The following is a 23184-nucleotide window of genomic DNA, read 5'->3' as shown; positions in this document are numbered from 1 at the left end:
GGGATTACCATAAAAAACTAAAAATAAATTATGTTTTTGCAACATCAATAATTTTGTGTCGTCTTTATTTAAACAAACGCAACCAAAAAAAACAATTAATGTCTACTGCTGATATTGTTAAGAAATGTAAAACAAACAACCGTAAAGCTCAAATGCAGCTTTACAAACAATACTGCAATGGTATGTATTGTGTTGCAATGCGTTTTTTAAAAAATGAGAATGATGCAGAAGATGTGGTACAAGAGGCATTTATTAATGCTTTTCAAAAAATAGAGCAGTATAGCGGTGAAGTAACTTTTGGTGCTTGGCTTAAAAAAATTGTAGTACACAAATGTTTAGATTTTATAAAGGTTAAAAAAGATAAATATGTTGCCTTAACGGAAACCAGTTTAACAATTGTAGAAGATGATGATTGGTTGGTAGAAGATACGGTAACCCTACAGCAAATAAAATTTGCAATTGCACAACTACCAGATAAATACCAATGTGTAGTACAATTATATTTAATAGAAGGATATGACCATAAAGAAACATCTGAAATATTAGATATTACAGAGTCTGCTTGTAGAACACGTTTACTAAGAGGCAAAGGCTTATTAAAAGAACTTTTAAAAGAGAAAAGATATGGGACAGGATCTTAGGGAAATATTTAAGAAAGAAAGAGCAAAGCAAAAGCACAACTTAAAAGATGGGCATATTACTAGGTTTGAAGACAAGTTAAACGCTGCTATGCCTGCCCCAAAGCAAAATAAATGGTATGTGTACAAAATTGCCGCAAGTGTGATTGTATTGCTTACTATTTCTATTTTGGTTTATCACAATCAATCTAAAAATACAACAGTTAACAACACCGTAGTAGACATAGAAAAGCCATCTAAGGAAAAAGAAGGTATAACATTAGGAGCTCTTTCTCCAGATTTAAAAAAGATTGAAGATTATTACAAAGTAAATATAAATTTAGAGTTAGCACAGTTGCAAGTGTCTAATGATAATAAAACATTGGTAGATAGTTATATGGAGCGCTTAGCAGAGTTGCATAAAGAGTACCAAGATCTTAATACAGAGTTAAATACCATTGGGCCTAATGATCAATTAATTTCTGCTTTAATTAACAATTTGCAATTGCGTTTGCAGTTGCTACAAAAACTTAGAAAAAAGTTAAACGAATTAAAAAGCAATCAAAATGAAACAATTAGTGTGTAAAAGTATAATAGTATTAACAATACTTGCTTGTACAAGTATATACGCCCAAAGGCAAACAAAAGTATTTAAAGAGGTGTTTAATGTAAATAAAAATGCTGTTTTAGATTTAGATACCAATAATGCAGATATAGAGTTTGATACTTGGAACAAAAATGTAATACAAGTAGAAGCAACCATAGAAGTAGAAGGTATGTCTATAGATGAAGCAGAAAAATACTTTGCTCGTAACAAAATGGATATTTTAGGAAATTCTAGTAAAGTAACTGTATCTACAGGAGGAAATAAATTTTTTAGTAAAACTGATGCTTTTGTTAATGCGCAGCCAATTCATTTTAATACCTCTAATTTTCCTGCAAGAGTGTCTTTTGATATGGACACAATAAGAATGGATACTATAATGTTGGGCTATGATTTGAAAGATGTAAAGTTTGTGGACTTTAATTATGATGAATACCAAAAAGGTGGTAAAGAGTATATAAAAAAGTGGCAACAAGAGTTTCAAAAAGATATGGGAGCAAAAAACGAAGCCGAAATAAAAAAATGGGTAGAAGAAGTTAAAAAGAAGGCTATAATTACTCAAAAAAAGTCAAAAATTTTAGCCGAGAAACATAAGGAGCTTTCAGAAAAAGTAAAAGCTAAAGTCTTAAAAGCACAGCGCAACGGAGATGTAATTTATATGAACTCTAATGAATTTTACACTAGTCCCAATACATTTTACATTTCTAAGGATGGTGGTACAAAGAGCTTAAAAGTTAAAAAAACAATCAAGATTAAAATGCCTAAATCTGCAACCATAAAAATGGATGTACGTCATGGTAAAGTAAAACTTGCGGATAATACAACAAATATAAATGCAAACTTGTCTTATGCAAGTTTGCTAGCTTCTACAATTAAAGGAGAAAAGACGTATGTAAATGCGTCTTATTCTCCTATATATGTTACTAATTGGAATGTTGGGCAGTTAAAAACCAGCTATACTAAAGATGTAGAATTAAAAACGGTAAAAGAGCTTACTTTAAGTTCTGTATCTTCTAACATAACCATAGATCAGTTGTTAAAATCTGCTTTTATGAAAAATGATTTTGGAAATGTACAAATAAACTCAATATCATCAGACTTTGAAGATTTAGATATTACTATTACAAATGGTGAATTAGAGGCCATTTTACCAAAAACACCTTATACTATATATATAAAGAGCAAATCATCAAAAACAGTTTTACCTTCTAATTTATCAATAAAAAAATCTTTAAATCAGAATATGGTAGTGCACAAAGGCTACAACAACTCAAAAAACACAACAAGGTCTCTTAACATAGATGCATCATACAGTGATGTTGTTTTAAAGTAGTACTAAATTTAGTGAGTATTTTTCTTTAATAACTCAGGAAACTTATTTTTGAATCTATTTAATCTTGGTACAGATACATTTTTAATGTACGGGTTATTAGGATGTTTTTTTTCGTAATCTTGGTGGTAGTCTTCTGCCTTGTAAAAAGTTGTAAAAGGGGTAACCTCGGTAACAATTTTAGAGCTAAATACTTTTTCTTTAGTAAGTTTAGCTATATAGTCTGTTATAATTTTTTGTTCTTGCTTGTTCTTATAAAAAGCAATAGATCTATATTGTGTGCCTTTATCTGGTCCTTGGCGGTTTAATGTTGTTGGGTCTTGAGATCCAAAAAAAACTTTAACCAAAGTAGCATAAGAAACTTCCTTGGGATTGTAATATACAACCACAGCTTCTGCATGTGTGCTATTACCACTACCTACTTGCTCGTAAGTAGGATTTTTTTCTGTGCCTCCTGCATAACCAGATATTACTTCCTTAACACCTTTAACACTCTCAAAAACAGCTTCTACACACCAAAAGCAACCACTTGCAAAATAGGCAGTTTCATAAGAGCTTAAATCCTGGATAATTGTTTTTGTCTCTACCTTTACCTCTGTACTAGTTTCTTTTTTTGTATTGTTTTTAGATGAACAACTGGTAGATATTAATATTGTGCTTAGTAATAATGCAACTTTAACTATTCTCATAAATTTTCTTTTTAATAAATTAGTGTGCTACTTTTAAATATACTTACAAGGGTACACTTATTTTAAAAATACATTAACATTTTATCTATGCAAAATACAGCAAATTTTTTGCAATCTGTAACGGCAGGTTTTACTTCTATTATTAATACAACCAATTTAAAAGACAGTTATATTCCTGTGGACTTATCTACAGGTAATAAAGAGTTAGATAAGTTAGATATTACTAGGGCAAATGAATGTGAAGCCTACATTACACAACAATTAGAAAGTAATAATGCCACTGTTGCTTATGGTGGTTATTTAGAAATAAGAAACTTATATGCTAATAACAAAAATTTTTCTAAAGAAAGTGATAATATACGTAATATACATTTGGGTATAGATTTTTGGGCAAATGCTGGGGCAGAAGTTATAGTGCCTGTAAGTGGAGTAGTGCACAGTTTTAAAAATAATAACGTGTTTGGAGATTATGGGCCTACAATAATTTTAGAGCATACTATTAATAATCATTCATTTTATACTTTGTACGGACACTTAGCTCTTTCTTCTTTAAATGATGTGTATGTAGGTAAAGAGTTTGCAAAAGGATCAGTTTTAGCAACTTTAGGAACGGCAGAAGTTAATGTAGGTTATGCGCCACATTTACATTTTCAGGTAATAATAGATATTAAAGATTTTAAAGGAGATTACCCAGGAGTTTGTGCTAAAAAAGATGTAGAGTTTTACAAGCAGAATTGCCCTAATCCAAACTTACTTTTAAAAATATAGCTGTCTTTTACTAAGATTAAATGCACTTAATTTCGATTAGCGGATTTTTACTTATTATCAGTCATCGAAGATTTTTTACACTTTATCATATAATTTGTCAAATACCGAAAAATAAGGGTGTTTAAGCGATTTTGATTTCTGTAACATTATGTTGGTAGTAATTTTACATCAACAAACAAAGTTACTATGAAAGCAATTATCACTTTATTATTCGTTATTACAGTAGGCGTTACAGCACAAGCACAAGAAGCTAAAGTTACTCCTGTTTTAAAAATGGAAACTAAAGAGGTAAAAGCAACAGTAGTAACTGAAGAAGCTGCGGAAAAAGAAACTGAAGTAGCACGTTTGTACAAGTTTAAAAATTCTAAAATTAAAAAGGCATTATCTTTTTCTACAAAACGTAGCAAGTCTAAAATAGCTTAATCTTCTCATTTTATTCAATTAACTAATTTTTTATAGCAAATACCTTAATTTTAGAAATTGCAAACACTATATTTAGTAAAAGTTGAGATAAACGTAGTTTAAAATTGTCTTTTTCCTTTCATCTATAGTTTAGCGTTCTTTATCTACAATTAGCAATTTATGTTGTTTAGGGTAAGTAGCTTTGTAATACAAAACAAAAGTATTATGAAAGCTATTATCACTTTTTTATTTATTCTTACATTAGGATTAACAGCAAAAGCACAAGTACCAACACAAGTAGACAAAACCGTTACAGTTTTAAATTTAAAACCAACACAAGTAATATCTTTAGAAAAAAAAGTAGAAGTTGTTAAAGAAAAAGCTGAGGTAGCGCGTTTATACAGATTTAAAAATGCTAAAATTAAAAGAGAATTAACTTTTACAGTAAAAAAAATAATTACTAAAATAGCTTAGTTTTTTCTTTAAATTTTTGTTTTGTTAACTTTTATCTACTCTTAAAAACTACGTTTATATTTTTTGTAGTCATATAACATCAGTTGTAATGCACTTAATTTCGATTAGCTGATTTTCACCTAATTTCAGTTGTCGAAGATTTTTTACACTTTATCATATAATTTGTCAAACACCTAAAAATAAAGGTGTTTAAGCGATTTTGATTTCTATAACATTATGTTGATAGTAATTTTACATTAACAAACAAAGTTACTATGAAAGCAATTATCACTTTATTATTTGTTATTACAGTAGGCGTTACAGCACAGGCACAAGAGGCTAAAGTTGCTCCTGTTTTAAAAATGGAAACTAAAGAGGTAAAAGCAACAGTAGTAACTGAAGAAGCTGCGGAAAAAGAAACTGAAGTAGCACGTTTGTACAAGTTTAAAAATTCTAAAATTAAAAAGGCATTATCTTTTTCTACAAAACGTAGTAAGTCTAAAATAGCTTAATTTTAAACATTTTGTAACTAATTGTTAAATAGTTGTTTAGTTTTTTTAAATCCGATAAAATGTTTGTTTTTTAGGATTAAGTGTTGGTTAACAAAAAAACTACTATTTTTTAATAGGTAGTTCATCTAAGTTGTTGCAAGTCAACGATAAAAAAGTGTTTTTAAACGAGTAAGAAAAAGTTCGGGAAAATAAGGGTTGTAATTTTATGGTAAACAAAACCTATTTATGAAAACTCTAGTTACCTTATCTTTAATTTTATGTGTTGGTGTATCTGTACAAGCACAAAAAACTAAAAAGTTACCTGTTAGTAAAGTTGAAGTGCCAAAAATAGCTTCAATTGTAAAAGGGTCTACAGTTTTAAATAATACAAAACAGAATAGCGTTGCACGTTTGTATTTAATTAAAAATGCAAATATTATTAAAGCGCTTTCTTTTGAGACAAAAGCAAATAAAGCAAAATTAGTTTAATTATGATATATATAACTTTAATTACAATAGCAGCTATTACATTTGGCCTGTTATTTAATAATAAACCAAAAGTGCGTGCAATTAAAGTTCCTGTTCGTAATAAACATATTAAAAAGTAACTAACGATGACAGCAGTTTTACACTGCATATAAATAAAAAAGCAGCTCTAAAAGAGCTGCTTTTTTTATGACTATTAAGTACTAGTTTTATTCTTCAACTAGTACCCATTCACCTCTAGTTAATAAAGGTTCTGCTTGTTTAAATTTAACAACTTTAGATTCGCCATTCATTACATTTTTAATTGTAACTCTGTCATTTCTACCAATTTTTGGTCTTTCTCTAGTAATTGTTTCTGTTACTTGTGGTCTATTACCCTGTGTTTGGCTAGCAGCCCTGTTTTGTGCAGCTAACTCATCACTGTTAGGTATTTCTTCTTTTGTAGTTTGTAAGTTTGCTTGTGGCCTTCTTACAGTTCTTGCTTCCTGTATGTCTGATGTGTCACCAGTTGGTAATTCTGCTTTAAACAAGAATGATACTACATCTTTATTAACAGTATCTACCATAGCTTTAAAAAGCTCAAAAGCTTCAAACTTATAAATTAATAGCGGATCTTTTTGTTCATGCACAGCTAATTGTACAGATTGTTTTAACTCATCCATTTTACGTAAATGAGTTTTCCAAGCATCATCTAAAATTGCAAGTGTTATATTCTTTTCAAAATCGTTTACCAATTGCTTACCGTTACTTTCGTATGCTTCTTTAAGGTTGGTAACTATTTTAAGAGCTTTAATTCCGTCTGTAAAAGGAACTTCTATACGTTCAAAATTATTGGCAGCATCTTCATAAACATTTTTTATTACCGGAAAAGCAGTAGCAGCATTACGCTCCATTTTATTTTGGTAATAATCATAAACTACCTTATAAGTTTTGTTTGCAATATCTTGTACAGACATTTTAGCAAACTCATCTTCGTTAATAGGAGCTGTTACAGAAAAATACTTAATTAATTCAAATTCAAAGTTTTTATAATCACTAGCAGCTTTATTACCATCTGCAATAGACTCGCAGGTATCATAAATCATATTAGCAATATCTAATTTTAAACGCTCTCCTTGTAAAGCATGACGTCTTCTTTTGTAAATTACCTCTCTTTGGGCATTCATAACATCATCATACTCTAACAAACGTTTACGTACTCCAAAGTTGTTTTCTTCAACTTTTTTCTGTGCACGTTCTATAGATTTTGTCATCATTGAGTGCTGAATAACTTCGCCTTCTTCTAAGCCCATTTTATCCATCATTTTAGCAACTCTATCAGAACCAAATAAACGCATAAGGTTATCTTCTAAAGAAACATAAAATTGAGAACTTCCTGGATCTCCTTGACGCCCGGCTCTACCACGTAGCTGCCTATCTACACGTCTAGAATCGTGACGCTCTGTACCAATAATTGCCAAACCACCAGCATTTTTAACGTCTGTAGATAATTTAATATCGGTACCACGACCTGCCATATTGGTAGCAATAGTTACAATACCAGCATTACCTGCTTGTGCAACTACATCTGCTTCTTTCTTATGTAACTTGGCGTTAAGTACATTGTGCGGTACTTTACGTATGGTTAACATTCTAGATAACAATTCTGATATTTCTACAGAAGTTGTACCAATAAGTACCGGTCTGCCAGAGTTAGATAGTTGTGTAACTTCCTCTATAATGGCATTGTATTTTTCTCTTTTTGTTTTGTAAATTAAATCGTTTCTATCATCACGAGCAATTGGTCTGTTAGTTGGTATTTCCATAACATCTAACTTGTAAATTTCCCAAAATTCACCAGCTTCTGTAATGGCTGTACCAGTCATACCAGCAAGCTTGTTGTACATTCTAAAGTAGTTTTGTAATGTAACTGTAGCAAAGGTTTGTGTCATTGCTTCAATTTTTACATTCTCTTTAGCTTCTATAGATTGGTGTAAACCATCTGAGTAACGACGACCGTCCATAATACGACCTGTTTGCTCATCTACAATCATTACTTTATTGTCCATTACTACGTACTCCACATCTTTCTCAAAAAGAGTGTAAGCTTTTAGTAATTGGTTCATAGTATGTATTCGCTCACTTTTAATAGAGAAATCTTTAAATAACTCTTCTTTTAGTTCAGCTTCTTTTTCTATGTTTAGGTTTTGGTTTTCTATTTGAGCAATTTCATAACCAATATCTGGCATTACAAAGAAATTACTGTCTACATCACCAGAAATATGTTTAATACCTTTATCTGTTAACTCTATTTGATTGTTTTTTTCATCAATTACAAACAGCAACTCTTCATCAACCGTTGGCATTTCACGGTTGTTATCTTGCATATAAAAGTTCTCAGTTTTTTGTAACAACTGTTTAATACCTTCTTCACTTAAAAACTTAATTAGCGCTTTGTTTTTAGGTAAACCACGGTAAACACGTAGTAGTAAAAAACCGCCTTCTTTTGTGTCACCTGCTTTTATTAATTTTTTAGCTTCGGCTAAAACACCAGTTAAGTATTGTTTTTGTAGTTGTACAATGTCTGCAACTTTTGGTTTTAACTCGTTAAACTCGTGTCTGTCTCCTTCGGGTACAGGACCAGAAATAATTAACGGTGTACGTGCATCATCAACCAAAACAGAATCTACTTCATCTACAATAGCAAAGTTATGCGGGCGCTGTACTAGGTCTGTAGGTTTGTGCGCCATATTATCACGCAAATAGTCAAAACCAAATTCATTATTTGTACCGTAGGTTATGTCTGCATTGTATGCAGTTCTACGAGCATCAGAATTAGGTTGATGATAATCTATACAATCTATTGTAAATCCATGAAACTGAAAAATTGGTGCCATCCACGCGCTATCTCTTTTTGCAAGATAATCGTTAACGGTTACTAGGTGTACACCATTACCAGTAAGAGCATTTAAGTAAACTGGCAATGTAGCCACAAGAGTTTTACCTTCACCAGTTTGCATTTCTGCAATTTTACCTTGGTGTAGTGCAATACCACCAATTAGCTGTACATCATAATGTACCATATCCCAAGTTACCTGCTTACCTGCAGCATCCCAAGAGTTTTGCCAAACGGCTTTGTCACCTTCTAAGCTAACATAGTCTTTAATACCAGACAACTGCCTGTCATATTCTGTAGCAGTAACTGTAAGTGTAGTGTTGTTTGCAAAACGTTTAGCAGTTTCTTTTACAACAGCAAAAGCTTCTGGTAAAAGATCTGAAAGTGATTTTTCTAACGTTTTATATACTTCTTCTTGTAAACGATCTATTTCTGTATAAAGATCTTCGTTTTTATCTATATCTGTAGAAGACTCAACCTCAATTTTAAGAGCTTCTATTTGTTCATTTAACTCTTTAGTGTCTGCCTTTAATTTTTCTTTAAACTCTACTGTTTTTGCCCTTAGCTCATCTAGATTAATAGCTTCTAAACTTTGTTCAAAGGCTTTAATTTTATCTACTATTGGCTGTAATTGCTTAACGTCTTTTTTGGCTTTATCACCAACAAAGGCCTTTAGCACGGAATTAATGAAACTCATATGTATTATAATTTATAAAGTCTGTGGTTTACAAAGTAAACACATTCAACTATTTAGATTAATGTTCCGTATAAAATGCGGAATGTAATTTGTTACGCAAAAGGTATTCCAGTTTTTTAAAAGGCTAAAATAGCCACCTGCGTCTGCCAAAATTACATAAAAAAAAAGCCTCCAAGGAGACTTTTTTATGTATTTCTTTATTTAATATTCATCCTCGTTCCAGAGGTAATCTTCTTCTGTAGGATAGTCAGGCCATATCTCCTCAATAGATTCGTAGATTTCTCCACCTTCTTCTTCCATAGATTGTAAATTTTCTACAACTTCTAATGGTGCACCAGTTCTAATGGCGTAATCTATTAATTCATCTTTGGTCGCTGGCCAAGGCGCATCACTTAAATAAGATGCTAGTTCTAATGTCCAATACATGGTAATAGTTAATTTTAATTTTTTGCAAAAATAAATTTTTAAACAAGAAAAGCAAGTTTTTTTGTAGTTTTTTAATTTATTTTTATAAAATTGTTGATATTCAATATGTTGATAACGTTAAAATAATGTAAATATTAGTCTTTCTTCTCAGGAATCCACTTTATTTCGTTTGCATCTAGGTCTTTACTTAGTTTTCTAGAGAGTACAAATAAGTAGTCGGACAATCTATTGATAAATGACAAAACATTTGCTTCAAAAGGTTCGTTCTCGTTTAAATGAGATGCTAAACGTTCTGCTCTACGGCAAACAGTACGTGCAATATGACAGTATGACACGGTTGTGTGTCCGCCAGGTAAAATAAAATGTGTCATCTGTGGTAAAGATTCATTCATTTTATCCATTTCTTGCTCTAATAGTTCAATATCTGCGTTGCTAATTTTTTCTATATTTAGCCTTTCTTTTCCGTTTTTAAGAACCATTTTTTCTGGATCTGTAGCCAAAACAGCACCAACGGTAAATAATTTATCTTGTATAGTAGCTATAATATCTTTGTAGTGGTTATTAATTTTTTGGTCTCTTATAAGTCCCATCCAAGAGTTTAGTTCATCTACAGTACCGTAAGATTCTATACGTAAATGATGTTTGGGAACTCTAGTGCCGCCAAATAGGGCAGTAGTTCCTTTATCTCCTGTTTTTGTATATATTTTCATATGTTATTCTTCTTTGAATTTTGAGTCTATAGCTTTTTCTACTTTTAAAACTAAAGTAATAATACTTGTAAGCAATAGCGCTATACAAATAACAACTGCAATTTCTTTTTTAGGTTGATATAGAATACTAAATAGAGATGATAATGCAAGTAAAAAACCAATTTTTATTAATTGTATTGATGAATATTTTTGCGCAAAATTCCACCTGTTTTGGTTTAACATAGCCTTGCTAGTTCTGTAACCATATAGATTATTTATTTTTTTAGGAGGAAATTTAAGCTGAAAAAGTCCAACAATTATAAATAAGCTGCCGGAGCCAAGAGGAATGTGAAATAATGGGTTGCTAAAATCCAAATTGCTTACTCTTTACGTTTGTAATTACTCATAAATTTACGAGATTTTCTTTCTTTGCTTTTCTTTTTGTTTCTAAAATTTACAACAAGAAAAATAACTAGTACAATTCCGCAAACAATAAATGTAGTATAGTCCATTGTTAATTTTTATAATTTTAAAAATACAGTATTATATTCTTATTTTAAAATGTTCTTTTGCTTGTTCTTTTCTAAAAAATACAGCTGCACCATAAAAAACATCTACAGTAACGGTGACAAAATCTAACATTTTAATTTGCTCCCAGATTTGTTCTGTTTGTTTATTTTTATAAATGTTATTAATAAAAACCATTGTGTTATTATGGTAGTTAACACTTTTAAAAACGGTTAAATCTGGAGTGTTTAAATACCCAAAGTCTACATTAGTATTGGTATAATTTATGTTGGTTTTTATATGTTTTTTTAATTCTTTATTCGTTACAAAAGCAGTTTTTACATTAAAATAAGAAATACTTTTTAGTACAACGTTAAAACTTTTATTACGGTGTAGCTTCTCTTTTTTATACAAACACTTAGTAACGTAATTATATATAAAAGGTGAGTGTACACCGTGTTGGTTAGTTGCTTTTAATAAAAAACCTAAATGCGCAAGTGTTTGAAACATAGTTAAGCAAAATTAACCTTCAACAATTGCAGAAAGCTCAAACCAGCGTTCTGTTTTTTCATCAATTTCATCAATAACAAGTTGTAGTTCTTTAGATAGCTTATCTATCTCATCACCACTTAAGCTAGCATCAGAAAATTTGTTTTGTAGTGCTACCTTTTTTTCTTCTAACTTTTTAATTTTGTTTTCTATGTTGTTATATTCTTTTTGTTCTTGAAAAGATAATTTGTTTGTTTTGCCTTCTGTTTTCCAAGATTTTTTATCTGTTTTAGTTTCTTTCTCTTTATTTTCTCTACTTTCTAATACAGCGCTGTCTTCATAAGACCTAAAATCTGAATAGTTTCCTGGGAAATCTTCTATAACGGCATTGCCTCTAAATACAAATAGGTGATCTACAATCTTATCCATAAAATACCTATCATGGGATACTACTAATAAACATCCAGGAAAATCCATTAAAAAACTTTCTAAAACATTTAATGTAACTATGTCTAAGTCATTTGTAGGTTCATCTAGTATTAAAAAGTTAGGATTTTGTATTAATACAGTACATAAATATAACCTTTTGCGTTCGCCACCACTTAGTTTTTCAACAAAGTCATATTGTTTTTTTCTATCAAATAAAAAGCGTTCTAATAATTGCTGAGCAGATATTTGACGCCCTTTTTTAAGCGGAATATAATCTCCAAATTCTCTTATAACATCTATAACTTTTTGGCCTTCTTTTATTTTTATTCCCTTTTGAGTGTAATAACCAAATTTAATAGTTTCACCAACAATTACTTTTCCGCTATCTGGTTGGTCTGTGCCTGTAATTATATTTAAAAAAGTAGATTTTCCAGTACCATTTTTGCCAATAATACCAATACGCTCACCTTTTAAAAAGTTATACTCAAACTTATCTAAAATAGGTTTGTTTGGGTAGGCTTTAGAGATTTTTACAAGCTCCATAACCTTACTCCCCATACGCTCCATATTAATCTCTAGCTCAATAGTGTGCTCTTTTCTGCGTTGGTGAGCTTTGGCTTTAATATCATTAAAATCGTCTATTCTAGATTTAGATTTGGTGGTACGTGCTTTGGGTTGTTTACGCATCCAACCTAGTTCTTTTTTATATAAAAGTTTAGATTTGTGGTGTTCTACAGCCTCTTGTGTTAAACGCGCCTCTTTTTTTTCTAGGTAGTAAGAGTAGTTACCTTTGTAAGGGTAAAGTGTATTATTATCTAACTCAATAATTTCATTACAAACACGCTCTAAAAAGTACCTATCATGTGTAACCATAAACAGGGTAATACTTTCTTTTGCAAAATATTCTTCTAACCATTCAATCATTTCTAGGTCTAAATGGTTGGTTGGCTCATCTAAAATTAATAAGTCTGGCCTGTTTATAAGCGCATCTGCCATAGCTAAACGCTTTTTTTGTCCGCCCGATAGTAAACCAACTTTTAAAGAAACATCATCTAACTTAAGTTTAGATAATATTTGTTTGTATTGAGTTTCAAAATCCCAAGCTTCAAACCTATCCATAGCATCAAAAGCAAGCTGATATTTTTCTGCATCTTCTGGGTTTGCGAGTGCTTTTTCATAATTTGCTATAACTTTTAAAACTTCATTGTCTGATGCAAAAATGGTTTCTTCAATAGTTAAATCTGGGTTCATATTAGGCTCTTGCTCTAAAAATGAAACTCTAATCCCTTTTCTGTAATTTACCTGTCCGCTATCTGGAGAGTCTTGACCAGATAGGATGTTTAAAATAGAAGTTTTGCCGCTTCCGTTTTTTGCTATTAAAGCAATTTTTTGATCTTTATTTACACCAAACGAAATGTCTGAGAATAGTGCGTGTTCTCCGTAAGATTTTGATATGTTTTCAACCGTAAGTAGGTTCATTTGCTAGTTTTAGTTATTTTGTTTTTTGCCAAATAAATACATATCTAGTGGCAAGTGATAGTAGTATAGGAATAAATACTGGATGAAATTTTTGAATTCCTATTATTTGTACAATAGGCACAGCCAGTAAAAATACAAGTAAAATTATGCTGTATTTATGTAATTTAGTGTTGTTGTTTTTCTTTTTTGGTAATAAAAATAAGGCAACTAAGTTAAAAGGTAATGCCCATAACAAATTAAAGTTATTTGCTGTAGCAGTATGGTCTGTAGCAAACCATAATAAACTTAATATGAAGCCAACTATACCAGTAGTAAACAGTAAAAAAATATCTATCCACCTAGACCATAATTGATTTTTATAATCTGTGTATGTTATAAAAAGAACAAAAATTAAAAATAGAAAAGACCAGAACATAGGAGTTGCTAAAAAGTTAATACTAGTTACTTTTTTATGTTCTTTTAAAATAGTTCTGTTTGACAAAACTAATGGAGCATTTTTAATAGTGCTGTTATTTAATTGAGACCATACATAGTCTGGTAAAAAAGTGTGTTGTAAAACGGTTGCTTTTTTATCTATTTTAGAACCTAAGGCTAAATCTATACCAAAACTAGCCCACGTATTGGTGCTTAATTTTTGATCTAACAACTCTCTAAATGTAAAATTTTTTTCAATGTGGTTTTCTTTAAAAGTAATGTCTTTGCCTATAGATGTGTTTAAAACCTCAATAATTTTAGTTGCACAATTGTTATATAAATAATCATACAAATAATCTCTATTTTCTGGTTTTACATTTTTCTCTAAGTAATTATAAAGTTGCTGTTTTTGTTTGGTGTTAAGGTTTAAAACCTGCTCCTTAACCCATCTTTTTTCATACTGATATTCATATAAAAACCTTGAAAAATCTTGTTTATTTACCTTAAAAAGTAATTTTCCTTTTACAAAATTTAGATAAAAGTTAGGGGCATTAAAATCAAAAATACCATAGTTATATACCTTATCTGTTCTTGTTAAAGGGTCCCATACTCTTATAGCGCTATGGCCAAAGGTAGAGTATAATTGGTCTCCAGAGCCACAGGTAAGTACACTAATTTGAGCATTGTTAGATATAGCACTGTTTTGAGAATACATAATAATTGTATTGCTTAATAACAGTATAAAAACGATTGCTTTAATGTGTTTTTTCAAGTTTACTATTTTTTACGAGTAACAAATATCGAACAAATTAGAAGAACTGCCGTATGCTTTTTAAAAAAGCAGCTTTTTAAATTGTTTTTTTTAAAGAAATACTATTTTTACCAAAGCAACTAATATTACTGTATTTTTGAAGAATATAGCAATACACTAAACTTACTAAAAAAATGAAAAAACAGATACCTAACTTAATTACGCTTTTAAATTTATTTTGTGGTTGTTTAGCGGTGCTTTTTGCTGTACACGGAATTTTTGAAATGGTAGCTGTTTTTGTGTTTTTAGGTATATTTTTTGACTTTTTTGATGGTTTTGCTGCTCGTATGCTAAAAGTACAAAGTGAGCTTGGTTTGCAATTAGACTCTTTGGCCGATATGGTTACAAGTGGTGTTGTACCAGGTATAGTAATGTATAAATTATTATTAATGTCTACTACAGGCGGATGGAGTTCTGCTATGTTTACAGGGTTAGAAGGAAATTTTTATAGTTCAGAATTTCAAATATCTTCAATAATTCCTTTTATAGGTTTTGTAATAACCTTAGCATCTGGTTACAGGCTTGCTAAATTTAATATTGATGAAAACCAAACAGAATCTTTTATCGGATTACCAACACCAGCAAATGCTCTTTTAATAATTTCATTGCCGTTAATATTGGTTTATCAAAACTACACCTTGTTAAATGATTTAATTTTAAATCAATGGTTTTTACTAGCAGTTACTGCTTTAAGCGCATATTTATTAAATGCTAATTTGCCATTGTTTGCATTAAAATTTAAAACTTGGAATTTTAAAGATAATGCTATTCGCTACATTTTTTTAATACTATGCATTGTTTTAATAGTAGTCATTAAATATTTAGCAGTGCCAATTATAATATTGGTTTATGTGCTACTATCTATAGCTAGTAATTTAGGAAGTAAAAAGGTTTAAGCAGAAAGTATAAGGGGCTTAAAAATCTATTTTAGTTTTACGTAGCTCAAAGTTTTGGCCAAGGTATACTTGCCTTACCATTTCATCGGCAGCTAGTTCTTCTGGCTCTCCAGACTTTAAAATGCCACCTTCAAACATAAGGTAAGATCTTTCTGTAATGGCAAGTGTTTCTTGTACGTTGTGGTCTGTAATTAAAATACCAATATTTTTGTTTTTTAACTGAGCAACAATACGTTGTATGTCTTCTACAGCAACAGGATCTACACCAGCAAAGGGCTCATCTAGCAAAATAAATTTTGGATCTGTAGCTAATGCACGTGCAATTTCTGTACGTCTACGCTCTCCTCCAGATAGTAAATCTCCTCTGTTTTTACGTATGTGTCCTAAACTAAACTCTTCAATAAGAGACTCCATTTTCATGTGCTGCTCTTTTTTACTAAGTTTTGTAAGTTGTAGTACACTTAAAATATTTTTTTCAATACTAAGCTTTCTAAAAACTGAAGCTTCTTGTGCCAAATAGCCAATTCCGTTTTGTGCTCTTTTGTACATAGGGAATTGTGTAATATTCATATCATTTAAATAAATATTACCACCATTAGGTTTTACTAGCCCAACAATCATATAAAAAGAAGTTGTTTTACCGGCACCATTTGGGCCCAACAAACCAACAATTTCTCCTTGGTTTACTTCCAAAGATATTCCTTTTACCACTTGTCGTCCTTTATAGGACTTCATTATATTGTCTGCTCTAAGCTTCATTTTTTCCATAGAATATCCAAATCTAAGTTATTCTTTTTGTAAACAGAGAAGATTTACCTTTTTTTTAACCTTCGTGGTTAGCTTCAATAGCTTCCCAATATTCGTGTGCACGTCTTAAATGCGGAATAACAATACTACCACCAACAAGTGTAGCTATACTTAAGGTTTCCATAATTTCTTCTTTGTTTGCACCTTCTCTGTGCGAACTCTCTAAATGATATTTAACACAATCATCGCAACGTAAAACAGCAGAAGCAACCAAGCCTAGTAGTTCTTTAGTTTTAACATCTAATGCGCCTTTACTATATGCATTAGTATCAAGATTAAAAATTCTGTTAATAACCTTATTTTTATCTGCTAATATTTTCTCGTTCATTTTAGAACGATACTCATTAAATTCTTTAACTGGATTTTGTGACATTTTTACCTAATTTTTTAGCTTCGTTTTTTAGCACTCTTTTAGAAATATAAATACTAATTTGGTATAGTATTAAAACGGGTATTGTTACTACAATTTGACTAGCAACATCTGGCGGAGTTATAACAGCAGCTACTATTAATACTACTACCAATGCTATTTTTCTGTGCTTTTTAAGCACTTCTGGAGTAACTAAGCCTACTTTTGTTAAAAAGTATATTATTATAGGTAGCTCAAACATTATGCCGCAGGCAATTACTGATGCTTTTACGGTAGAGATAAAGGAGCTTAAATCAAATTCATTTAAAACCTCTTCACTAACTTGATATGTACCTAAAAAGTTGATAGAAAAGGGAGTAACAATGTAGTAACCAAAAAGTACGCCAGAGAAAAATAAAAACGACGCTGCAAAAATAAAACCTTTAGAGTTTTTGCGCTCTTTTTCATATAAACCAGGACTTATAAAACGCCACATTTCATATAAAATGTAAGGAAAACCAACTATAAAACCAGCCCATATAGACGTCCAAATATGAGCAGAAAACTGCCCTGCCATTGTTCTACTTTGTATGGTAAAGGGTAAAGTTTCTGCACAAAAACTAGAGTCCATACCAAAATAGGTAGCTACAGAGCAAAAGAATTTGTAGGTAGGGAAATTCATTTTTTTAGGGCCCAGTAATACCGTGTCAAAAATAAACTCTTTCATTGCAAATGCAACTATACCAATAATTACAACTGCTAGCGTAGATCTAATTAAGTGCCATCTAAGTTCTTCTAAATGGTCTAAAAAGGACATTTCGTCCGGATTTTTTTTACTCTTTGCCATTATAAAATCCCTTCGTTTACTAGGTTATGTAAATGTAATAAGCCAACGTATTTTAAGTTTTCTATAGCTACTAATTGTGATATTCCTTGTTGTTGCATTAGTTCTAAAGCATCAACAGCTAAAACATCTGTATTTACAGTTTTAGGATTGTTAGACATAATGTCTTTAGCAGTTAAGCTACCAATATTGTCATATGTATTAAGCATTCTTCTAATATCGCCATCTGTTATAATACCAACTACTTTATTATTTTCTAAAACGGCAGTAGCTCCTAACATTTTTTCAGAAATTTCTACTATTACTTGTTTTACAGGAGTGTTGGTAGTAACCTCTGGTTTTTGGTTGTTATTTACAATGTCATTTACGCGTAAATACAATTTTTTACCTAACGCACCACCTGGGTGATATTTTGCAAAATCTTTACTTGTAAATCTTTTTAGTTCTAATAAAGAAACGGCAATTGCATCACCAATAACCAATTGCGCTGTTGTACTTGTTGTAGGAGCTAAATTATTAGGGCAAGCTTCTTTTTCTACATAAGTGTTTAGTACGTGGTTAGATTGTTGTGCTAAAAAAGATTCTGTATTACCGGTCATACCAATTAAAACATTACCTCCTCTTTTAATAAGCGGCACTAGAACTTTAATTTCTGGTGTATTACCACTTTTAGAGATACAAATAACAACATCATCTTTTAAAACAGTGCCAAGGTCGCCATGTATTGCGTCTGCAGCATGCATAAATATAGATGGTGTGCCAGTAGAATTTAAAGTAGCTACAATTTTTTGTGCAATTATGGCACTTTTTCCAATTCCAGAAATTATTAATCTTCCTTTAGAGTTGTAAATAGCATTTACTGCGTCTGTAAAGTTAGAATCTAGCAGGTTAGATAAATTTTTTATAGCATCAGCTTCATTAGAAATTGTTCGCTTAGCAATATCTATAATTGTTTTGGAGTTGCTCAATGTAATCTTAAATTATGTGTTCTTTTAAAAAAGATGTACTATCTTTAAGAATACAAAATTACGTAAACTTATTTTTATGTGATACAGTAATTTGATGGAAATTAATTTTAGCTTAAATTTTGTATGGATTACTAAAATTTGAGTATCTTGAATTTTATTATATTAATAAACAGTAAATACAATCACTATACTATACTATGAGTAACTCTAACATTGATTTGCACGCTTCCTTAAAAAAGCATTTTGGATTTACAAAATTTAAAGGATTACAAGAAAGTGTCATCAATAACTTGCTTAAGGGTAATAATACGTTTGTTATAATGCCAACTGGCGGAGGTAAATCACTCTGCTATCAGTTACCTGCGTTAATGCAAGAAGGTACAGCTATTGTTGTTTCGCCTCTAATAGCTTTGATGAAAAACCAGGTAGATGCCATACGTGGTATCTCTTCTGAACACGGAATAGCACACGTTTTAAACTCTTCTTTAACAAAAACTCAAGTAAAGGAAGTGAAAGAAGATATAGTAAACGGAGTAACTAAATTACTCTATGTGGCCCCAGAATCTTTAATAAAAGAGGAGTACGTAGAGTTCTTAAGATCTGTAAAAATCTCCTTTGTTGCAGTAGATGAAGCACACTGTATTTCTGAGTGGGGACACGATTTTAGACCAGAGTACAGAAACCTTAAAACTATTGTTGGTAAATTAGGAGATAGTATTCCTATGATAGGTTTAACTGCTACTGCTACGCCAAAAGTACAAGAAGATATTGTAAAAAATTTAGGTATTGCAGATGCTAAATTATTTAAGGCATCTTTTAATAGACCTAATTTATTTTATGAAGTACGACCAAAAACTCAGAATATAGAAGCAGACATTATACGTTTTGTAAAGCAAAATGTTGGTAAATCTGGTATTGTGTATTGTTTAAGTCGTAAAAAGGTTGAAGAATTAGCACAAGTGTTACAGGTTAATGGTATAAGTGCAGTGCCTTACCACGCTGGTTTTGATGCAAAAACAAGATCTCGTTACCAGGATATGTTTTTAATGGAAGAGGTAGATGTTGTTGTTGCAACAATTGCCTTTGGTATGGGTATAGATAAACCAGATGTACGTTTTGTAATACACCATGATATACCTAAAAGTTTAGAAAGTTATTATCAAGAAACCGGTAGAGCTGGTAGAGATGGAGGAGAGGGCCATTGTTTGGCTTTTTATTCTTATAAGGACATAGAAAAGTTAGAAAAATTTATGTCAGGGAAACCCGTTGCAGAACAAGAGATAGGAAATGCACTGTTGCAAGAAGTTGTTGCCTTTGCAGAAACATCTATGTCTCGTAGAAAATTTATTCTTCATTATTTTGGAGAGGAATTTGACGAGGTTAATGGAGAAGGAGCAGATATGGATGATAATACCCGTACTCCAAAAGAAAAAGTAGAGGCTAAAGAAAATGTAGTTAAACTTATTAGTGTTGTACAGGGGACTAAAGAAAAATTTAAGTCAAAAGAAATAGTGAATACCTTAATTGGTAAAAAAAATGCACTTATAGCGTCTCATAAAACTAACGAAAAACCATTTTTTGGTATAGGTAAAGATAAAGACGCTGGTTATTGGATGGCATTAATTCGCCAAACTTTAGTAGCAGGTTACTTAAGAAAAGAAATAGAGCAGTACGGAATTTTGCGCGTTACACCAATGGGTGTTGATTATGCTAAGGAGCCAACATCATTTTTAATGACAAAAGACCATGTGTATAGTCAGGCTAATGATGATGCTATTGTGAGTGCAGCAAAAAGTTCTGGTGGTGTAGCAGATAAAGAGCTTGCACAGTTGTTAAGGCAACTTAGAAAGTCTGAAGCTAAAAAGCACGGTGTACCTCCTTTTGTGGTTTTTCAAGATCCGTCTATAGATGACATGGCGCTTAAGTACCCAACCAGTATGGAAGATATGCTTAACATACATGGAGTAGGAGAAGGTAAAGCTAAAAAATACGGAAAACCATTTTTAGCACTTATAGCTAAGTATGTAGAGGATAATGATATTGTTAGGCCAGATGATTTAGTAGTTAAAAGTACAGGAGCTAATTCTGTTTTAAAACTGTATATAATACAAAATGTAGACCGTAAGTTGCCATTAACAGATATTGCAGATGCTAAAGGTTTAGAGCTAGCAGAGTTGATAAAAGAAATGGAACAAATAGTATATAGTGGTACAAAACTAAATATTACTTATTGGGTAGATGAAACTTTAGATGAAGACCAACAAGAAGAAATACACGATTACTTTTTAGAAGCAGAATCTGATAATATTGATGCTGCTGTAGAAGAGTTTGATGGTGACTATGAAGATGAAGAACTACGTTTATATAGAATAAAATTTATTAGTGAAGTAGCAAACTAGTATACGAATAAACTTAAAATAAAAAATCCCAATACATATGCATATGTATTGGGATTTTTTCGTTATCAATATAAATCTATTGAAGTTTAATATTGCATACTATCCATACTTCCTGCTGTAATTGCAGCTATTATAACTCCAAAGTATAGTATTATAAATACAAGATATAGGGCCGCAATAACTAATCCTATAATAGATAAAATCTTTGCGGTTTTTACATTTTCAATTCCTGTATATTGACCTGGATTTTGCTCATAAAGCAATCTTGCTTTTTTACCATTAGATAAACTAATAAAACAAAAAATAGCTCCAAGAGGTCCGCAACATGCAACAGTTGCAATTAAGCCAATTATTCCCATCGTCATAGCGCTACTAGCACCAGGTAATTCTTCTTTCATAATTTATTTAATAATTATAATCCTTGTCCTTGGTTGTATCCCTTCATAAACTCTTCCATCATTTCATCATAAGCACCTGTAGATTTAAAGAATATGTATAGTCCTACAATTATTACACTTAACACTAACCCAATAATGGAAACAATTTTAGCGGTTTTCAACTGTCCAAAATTTGAATATTCTTGAGGGTTTTCTTGGTAGGTTTTAGTGTCTTTATTTATTAAAAATAGAGCTATACCAGAAAAAAGTATACCTCCAAATCCAGAAGTGCAGCAGCATCCTACATAAGAAATTATTCCTAATACTAAGGCAATAGTAACGTTTGGTAATTTTTGTTGTTCCATAATTTTAATGTAATTGGTTAAAGAAATTTATTAATATAGTTGGTAAATATTATTACAAAATTAATGACTAGTAATGTGATAATAATTTTATTGGCGTGTTTTATTTTATAGAAATGGTTAACAGCTATAAAACCAAAAAGCAAAATTAGTGTGTAAATTGCCGGGTACATTTGAAAAGCACCACTAAAGTCTCCTTGTAAAATTAATGATAATGATCTTTGTATACCGCAACCAGGGCATTCAACACCAAAATACTTCTTGTTCATACAAGGAAGCATATAGTCATTAATGTTAAACTCTAATATAGGTAACGGCATTTAGTATTGTAATCTATTTTTGAAACGGAAAAATACTATTATTTTTGTGGAAAGAAAATAAACGCCTTATAATTTTTTAAAAGAAAAATTTTAAAGACGTAAATTAAAGGTATGGCAAATTTTAGTATTGGTGATAAGGTAGAGGTTTTAGACGATACAATTTCTGGTGTTGTTGTGGCTGTAAATGGTTACAATGTCACTATTGAAACAGATATGGGTTTTGAGATTTCTTATTTAAAGAAAGAGCTAATTAAAATTGCAAACGCAGATACAATAAGAGTGTCTAATTATGAAGTGGCTAAAATTAAACAAGAAAAAGAACAGCCCAAGCGTAAAAATAGGCCATCTGTAAAGCCTAAAGAGCGAAATATTCCTAAGATGGAGGTAGATTTACATATAAACCAACTTGTAAAGTCTAGCAAAGGTATGGGTAATTTTGATATGCTCAATCTACAGTTAGAAACAGCTAAACGTCAATTAAACTTCGCTATTCAAAAAAGAATACAAAAAGTAGTTTTTATACACGGAGTAGGAGAGGGAGTTTTAAAAGAAGAGTTGCATTACCTTTTTAATAAATATGACAACTTAAAATTTTATGACGCAGATTATCAAAAATACGGACTAGGAGCCACTGAAGTTTATATTTTTCAGAATTAAAATTATTGAGGAACTGTTGTTGTTAGCACTGCAAAATCTTCAATATTTAAATCTGTTATACGTGTATCATCACTATTGTTTAGTGTAATATCTTTAAGTTTAATGGTGTGTATAAAGGTACCTTCTGTTTCGCCAGCAACTGTGTTTATAGTAATGGTCCCTTTTTCAGCATTAATTTCTTCTAAAACTGTTGGTGTTGCTGGTGGTGGAGAATCACAAAAATAATTACTAGATACTGTGCCAGAAAATGTACGATATGTAAGTTGACTAGCTTCTGGTATTGCACTTGTTATTTCAGCTTCAGAGACTTCATTTTTAAGCAATCCACTTTGTAAGTTTAATATTAAAGTTTCATTACTATTTATTTTAAAAAATAATTCAGTATCAACACTAAGTGTACCGCAGTTTTGAGCTGTTACTGTACTAAAATCTAAAGTTTCAATTTGTAAGTCACCATCACTACAAGATAATAAGGTAAAAAGTGCGCTAAAAAGGAAATATTTCTTCATACTTCAAATGTAAAAGTTTTTCTTTTGATTACATGTAGAT

General features: G+C 30.9%; 28 protein-coding genes. 11 read left to right on the top strand and 17 right to left on the bottom strand.

Features of this window, described 5'->3' with window-relative positions; translation table 11 throughout:
- Positions 1-98: 98 nt before the first annotated feature.
- The 3 genes from PBN93_RS00265 to PBN93_RS00255 are packed head-to-tail and all read left to right on the top strand — an operon-like array spanning position 99 to position 2554.
- Complete coding sequence (locus PBN93_RS00265) at positions 99-641, top strand: RNA polymerase sigma factor (protein ID WP_077402536.1); 543 nt, start codon at positions 99-101, stop codon at positions 639-641.
- A complete protein-coding gene (locus tag PBN93_RS00260; protein WP_077402539.1) occupies positions 625-1203 on the top strand; it encodes a hypothetical protein in 579 nt (192 codons plus the stop codon). The genes PBN93_RS00265 and PBN93_RS00260 overlap by 17 nt, the downstream gene beginning before the upstream one ends.
- Complete coding sequence (locus PBN93_RS00255) at positions 1184-2554, top strand: hypothetical protein (RefSeq protein ID WP_077402542.1); 1371 nt, start codon at positions 1184-1186, stop codon at positions 2552-2554. The genes PBN93_RS00260 and PBN93_RS00255 overlap by 20 nt, the downstream gene beginning before the upstream one ends.
- Positions 2555-2562: 8 nt before the next feature.
- Here the strand turns inward: PBN93_RS00255 and msrA are convergent, their stop codons facing one another.
- The gene (gene msrA, locus PBN93_RS00250; protein WP_077402545.1) at positions 2563-3240 is read right to left on the bottom strand and encodes a peptide-methionine (S)-S-oxide reductase MsrA; all 678 of its coding nucleotides are present in this window, start codon (positions 3238-3240) and stop codon (positions 2563-2565) included.
- An 87-nt stretch (positions 3241-3327) separates the two neighbouring features.
- On the opposite strand from msrA, the gene PBN93_RS00245 reads away from it, so the two are divergent.
- From PBN93_RS00245 to PBN93_RS00225, 5 genes are all read left to right on the top strand, one after another.
- Entirely contained in the window at positions 3328-4008 is a 681-nt protein-coding gene (locus PBN93_RS00245; RefSeq protein ID WP_077402548.1) for a peptidoglycan DD-metalloendopeptidase family protein, read from the top strand.
- Between the two features lie 186 nt (positions 4009-4194).
- On the top strand, positions 4195-4431 hold the full coding sequence (locus tag PBN93_RS00240; protein ID WP_077402551.1) for a hypothetical protein: 237 nt from the start codon (positions 4195-4197) through the stop codon (positions 4429-4431).
- Between the two features lie 204 nt (positions 4432-4635).
- On the top strand, positions 4636-4884 hold the full coding sequence (locus tag PBN93_RS00235) for a hypothetical protein (protein WP_077402554.1): 249 nt from the start codon (positions 4636-4638) through the stop codon (positions 4882-4884).
- A gap of 254 nt (positions 4885-5138) precedes the next feature.
- Complete coding sequence (locus PBN93_RS00230) at positions 5139-5375, top strand: hypothetical protein (protein ID WP_077402557.1); 237 nt, start codon at positions 5139-5141, stop codon at positions 5373-5375.
- A 225-nt stretch (positions 5376-5600) separates the two neighbouring features.
- Positions 5601-5843 carry a hypothetical protein gene (locus PBN93_RS00225; protein ID WP_077402560.1) on the top strand — a complete coding sequence of 81 codons (243 nt, stop codon included), beginning with the start codon at positions 5601-5603 and terminating at the stop codon, positions 5841-5843.
- Positions 5844-6049: 206 nt separating this feature from the next.
- On the opposite strand, the gene secA is transcribed toward PBN93_RS00225, so the two are convergent.
- The 8 genes from secA to PBN93_RS00185 all read right to left on the bottom strand — a co-directional run bounded on the left by secA (position 6050) and on the right by PBN93_RS00185 (position 14560).
- On the bottom strand, positions 6050-9412 hold the full coding sequence (gene secA, locus PBN93_RS00220) for a preprotein translocase subunit SecA (protein WP_271081158.1): 3363 nt from the start codon (positions 9410-9412) through the stop codon (positions 6050-6052).
- A gap of 201 nt (positions 9413-9613) precedes the next feature.
- On the bottom strand, positions 9614-9838 hold the full coding sequence (locus PBN93_RS00215; RefSeq protein WP_013551418.1) for a DUF2795 domain-containing protein: 225 nt from the start codon (positions 9836-9838) through the stop codon (positions 9614-9616).
- A 134-nt stretch (positions 9839-9972) separates the two neighbouring features.
- Positions 9973-10548, bottom strand: a complete 576-nt coding sequence (locus PBN93_RS00210; protein WP_034645205.1) for a cob(I)yrinic acid a,c-diamide adenosyltransferase — start codon at positions 10546-10548, stop codon at positions 9973-9975.
- A gap of 3 nt (positions 10549-10551) precedes the next feature.
- The gene (locus PBN93_RS00205; protein WP_077402566.1) at positions 10552-10902 is read right to left on the bottom strand and encodes an SdpI family protein; all 351 of its coding nucleotides are present in this window, start codon (positions 10900-10902) and stop codon (positions 10552-10554) included.
- A gap of 5 nt (positions 10903-10907) precedes the next feature.
- A complete protein-coding gene (locus PBN93_RS00200; protein ID WP_262487733.1) occupies positions 10908-11039 on the bottom strand; it encodes a hypothetical protein in 132 nt (43 codons plus the stop codon).
- Between the two features lie 31 nt (positions 11040-11070).
- Entirely contained in the window at positions 11071-11544 is a 474-nt protein-coding gene (locus PBN93_RS00195; RefSeq protein WP_077402568.1) for a hypothetical protein, read from the bottom strand.
- A gap of 12 nt (positions 11545-11556) precedes the next feature.
- Positions 11557-13431 carry an ABC-F family ATP-binding cassette domain-containing protein gene (locus PBN93_RS00190; protein ID WP_077402571.1) on the bottom strand — a complete coding sequence of 625 codons (1875 nt, stop codon included), beginning with the start codon at positions 13429-13431 and terminating at the stop codon, positions 11557-11559.
- A gap of 13 nt (positions 13432-13444) precedes the next feature.
- Positions 13445-14560 carry an Lnb N-terminal periplasmic domain-containing protein gene (locus PBN93_RS00185; protein ID WP_271081157.1) on the bottom strand — a complete coding sequence of 372 codons (1116 nt, stop codon included), beginning with the start codon at positions 14558-14560 and terminating at the stop codon, positions 13445-13447.
- 230 nt (positions 14561-14790) lie between these two features.
- On the opposite strand from PBN93_RS00185, the gene PBN93_RS00180 reads away from it, so the two are divergent.
- Positions 14791-15552, top strand: a complete 762-nt coding sequence (locus PBN93_RS00180; protein ID WP_077402577.1) for a CDP-alcohol phosphatidyltransferase family protein — start codon at positions 14791-14793, stop codon at positions 15550-15552.
- 18 nt (positions 15553-15570) lie between these two features.
- Here PBN93_RS00180 and lptB read toward each other — a convergent pair whose 3' ends face one another.
- The 4 genes from lptB to PBN93_RS00160 form a co-directional block, all read right to left on the bottom strand.
- Positions 15571-16311, bottom strand: coding sequence for an LPS export ABC transporter ATP-binding protein (gene lptB, locus PBN93_RS00175; protein ID WP_034645320.1), 741 nt, complete (start codon positions 16309-16311; stop codon positions 15571-15573).
- 64 nt (positions 16312-16375) lie between these two features.
- Positions 16376-16732, bottom strand: coding sequence for a carboxymuconolactone decarboxylase family protein (locus tag PBN93_RS00170; protein ID WP_077402580.1), 357 nt, complete (start codon positions 16730-16732; stop codon positions 16376-16378).
- Entirely contained in the window at positions 16713-17555 is an 843-nt protein-coding gene (gene tatC / locus PBN93_RS00165; protein ID WP_077402583.1) for a twin-arginine translocase subunit TatC, read from the bottom strand. The genes PBN93_RS00170 and tatC overlap by 20 nt, the downstream gene beginning before the upstream one ends.
- Entirely contained in the window at positions 17555-18520 is a 966-nt protein-coding gene (locus tag PBN93_RS00160; protein WP_077402586.1) for a KpsF/GutQ family sugar-phosphate isomerase, read from the bottom strand. The genes tatC and PBN93_RS00160 overlap by 1 nt, the downstream gene beginning before the upstream one ends.
- A 197-nt stretch (positions 18521-18717) precedes the next feature.
- Here PBN93_RS00160 and recQ point away from each other — a divergent pair, with 197 nt between their 5' ends.
- A complete protein-coding gene (recQ, locus tag PBN93_RS00155) occupies positions 18718-20919 on the top strand; it encodes a DNA helicase RecQ (RefSeq protein ID WP_271081156.1) in 2202 nt (733 codons plus the stop codon).
- An 86-nt stretch (positions 20920-21005) separates the two neighbouring features.
- Here the strand turns inward: recQ and PBN93_RS00150 are convergent, their stop codons facing one another.
- From PBN93_RS00150 to PBN93_RS00140, 3 genes are read right to left on the bottom strand one after another with little or no spacing between them, the layout of a single operon-like run.
- On the bottom strand, positions 21006-21317 hold the full coding sequence (locus PBN93_RS00150) for a CCC motif membrane protein (protein WP_077402592.1): 312 nt from the start codon (positions 21315-21317) through the stop codon (positions 21006-21008).
- A gap of 14 nt (positions 21318-21331) precedes the next feature.
- Positions 21332-21661, bottom strand: coding sequence for a CCC motif membrane protein (locus PBN93_RS00145; RefSeq protein WP_077402595.1), 330 nt, complete (start codon positions 21659-21661; stop codon positions 21332-21334).
- Between the two features lie 17 nt (positions 21662-21678).
- A complete protein-coding gene (locus PBN93_RS00140; protein ID WP_077402598.1) occupies positions 21679-21978 on the bottom strand; it encodes a DUF2752 domain-containing protein in 300 nt (99 codons plus the stop codon).
- A 111-nt stretch (positions 21979-22089) separates the two neighbouring features.
- Between PBN93_RS00140 and PBN93_RS00135 the strand changes: the two genes are divergently transcribed.
- The gene (locus tag PBN93_RS00135) at positions 22090-22635 is read left to right on the top strand and encodes a Smr/MutS family protein (RefSeq protein ID WP_077402601.1); all 546 of its coding nucleotides are present in this window, start codon (positions 22090-22092) and stop codon (positions 22633-22635) included.
- Between the two features lie 2 nt (positions 22636-22637).
- Here PBN93_RS00135 and PBN93_RS00130 read toward each other — a convergent pair whose 3' ends face one another.
- Positions 22638-23144, bottom strand: coding sequence for a hypothetical protein (locus tag PBN93_RS00130; protein ID WP_271081155.1), 507 nt, complete (start codon positions 23142-23144; stop codon positions 22638-22640).
- Positions 23145-23184 lie beyond the last annotated feature (40 nt).

Source organism: Cellulophaga omnivescoria, from assembly GCF_027915275.1.
GTDB classification, from domain to species: Bacteria; Bacteroidota; Bacteroidia; order Flavobacteriales; family Flavobacteriaceae; genus Cellulophaga; species Cellulophaga omnivescoria.
The sequence above is the reverse complement of the archived record's forward strand: the minus strand, read 5'-3'. Positions and strand labels throughout refer to the sequence as shown.

Bases quoted from the DNA above. Each gene is read 5' to 3' on its own strand.
- PBN93_RS00265 (WP_077402536.1), top strand. From the start codon at position 99: ATGTCTACTGCTGATATTGTTAAGAAATGTAAAACAAACAACCGTAAA.
- PBN93_RS00260 (WP_077402539.1), top strand. From the start codon at position 625: ATGGGACAGGATCTTAGGGAAATATTTAAGAAAGAAAGAGCAAAGCAA.
- PBN93_RS00255 (WP_077402542.1), top strand. From the start codon at position 1,184: ATGAAACAATTAGTGTGTAAAAGTATAATAGTATTAACAATACTTGCT.
- msrA (WP_077402545.1), bottom strand. From the start codon at position 3,240: ATGAGAATAGTTAAAGTTGCATTATTACTAAGCACAATATTAATATCT.
- PBN93_RS00245 (WP_077402548.1), top strand. From the start codon at position 3,328: ATGCAAAATACAGCAAATTTTTTGCAATCTGTAACGGCAGGTTTTACT.
- PBN93_RS00240 (WP_077402551.1), top strand. From the start codon at position 4,195: ATGAAAGCAATTATCACTTTATTATTCGTTATTACAGTAGGCGTTACA.
- PBN93_RS00235 (WP_077402554.1), top strand. From the start codon at position 4,636: ATGAAAGCTATTATCACTTTTTTATTTATTCTTACATTAGGATTAACA.
- PBN93_RS00230 (WP_077402557.1), top strand. From the start codon at position 5,139: ATGAAAGCAATTATCACTTTATTATTTGTTATTACAGTAGGCGTTACA.
- PBN93_RS00225 (WP_077402560.1), top strand. From the start codon at position 5,601: ATGAAAACTCTAGTTACCTTATCTTTAATTTTATGTGTTGGTGTATCT.
- secA (WP_271081158.1), bottom strand. From the start codon at position 9,412: ATGAGTTTCATTAATTCCGTGCTAAAGGCCTTTGTTGGTGATAAAGCC.
- PBN93_RS00215 (WP_013551418.1), bottom strand. From the start codon at position 9,838: ATGTATTGGACATTAGAACTAGCATCTTATTTAAGTGATGCGCCTTGG.
- PBN93_RS00210 (WP_034645205.1), bottom strand. From the start codon at position 10,548: ATGAAAATATATACAAAAACAGGAGATAAAGGAACTACTGCCCTATTT.
- PBN93_RS00200 (WP_262487733.1), bottom strand. From the start codon at position 11,039: ATGGACTATACTACATTTATTGTTTGCGGAATTGTACTAGTTATTTTT.
- PBN93_RS00195 (WP_077402568.1), bottom strand. From the start codon at position 11,544: ATGTTTCAAACACTTGCGCATTTAGGTTTTTTATTAAAAGCAACTAAC.
- PBN93_RS00190 (WP_077402571.1), bottom strand. From the start codon at position 13,431: ATGAACCTACTTACGGTTGAAAACATATCAAAATCTTACGGAGAACAC.
- PBN93_RS00185 (WP_271081157.1), bottom strand. From the start codon at position 14,560: ATGTATTCTCAAAACAGTGCTATATCTAACAATGCTCAAATTAGTGTA.
- PBN93_RS00180 (WP_077402577.1), top strand. From the start codon at position 14,791: ATGAAAAAACAGATACCTAACTTAATTACGCTTTTAAATTTATTTTGT.
- lptB (WP_034645320.1), bottom strand. From the start codon at position 16,311: ATGAAGCTTAGAGCAGACAATATAATGAAGTCCTATAAAGGACGACAA.
- PBN93_RS00170 (WP_077402580.1), bottom strand. From the start codon at position 16,732: ATGTCACAAAATCCAGTTAAAGAATTTAATGAGTATCGTTCTAAAATG.
- tatC (WP_077402583.1), bottom strand. From the start codon at position 17,555: ATGGCAAAGAGTAAAAAAAATCCGGACGAAATGTCCTTTTTAGACCAT.
- recQ (WP_271081156.1), top strand. From the start codon at position 18,718: ATGAGTAACTCTAACATTGATTTGCACGCTTCCTTAAAAAAGCATTTT.
- PBN93_RS00150 (WP_077402592.1), bottom strand. From the start codon at position 21,317: ATGAAAGAAGAATTACCTGGTGCTAGTAGCGCTATGACGATGGGAATA.
- PBN93_RS00145 (WP_077402595.1), bottom strand. From the start codon at position 21,661: ATGGAACAACAAAAATTACCAAACGTTACTATTGCCTTAGTATTAGGA.
- PBN93_RS00140 (WP_077402598.1), bottom strand. From the start codon at position 21,978: ATGCCGTTACCTATATTAGAGTTTAACATTAATGACTATATGCTTCCT.
- PBN93_RS00135 (WP_077402601.1), top strand. From the start codon at position 22,090: ATGGCAAATTTTAGTATTGGTGATAAGGTAGAGGTTTTAGACGATACA.
- PBN93_RS00130 (WP_271081155.1), bottom strand. From the start codon at position 23,144: ATGAAGAAATATTTCCTTTTTAGCGCACTTTTTACCTTATTATCTTGT.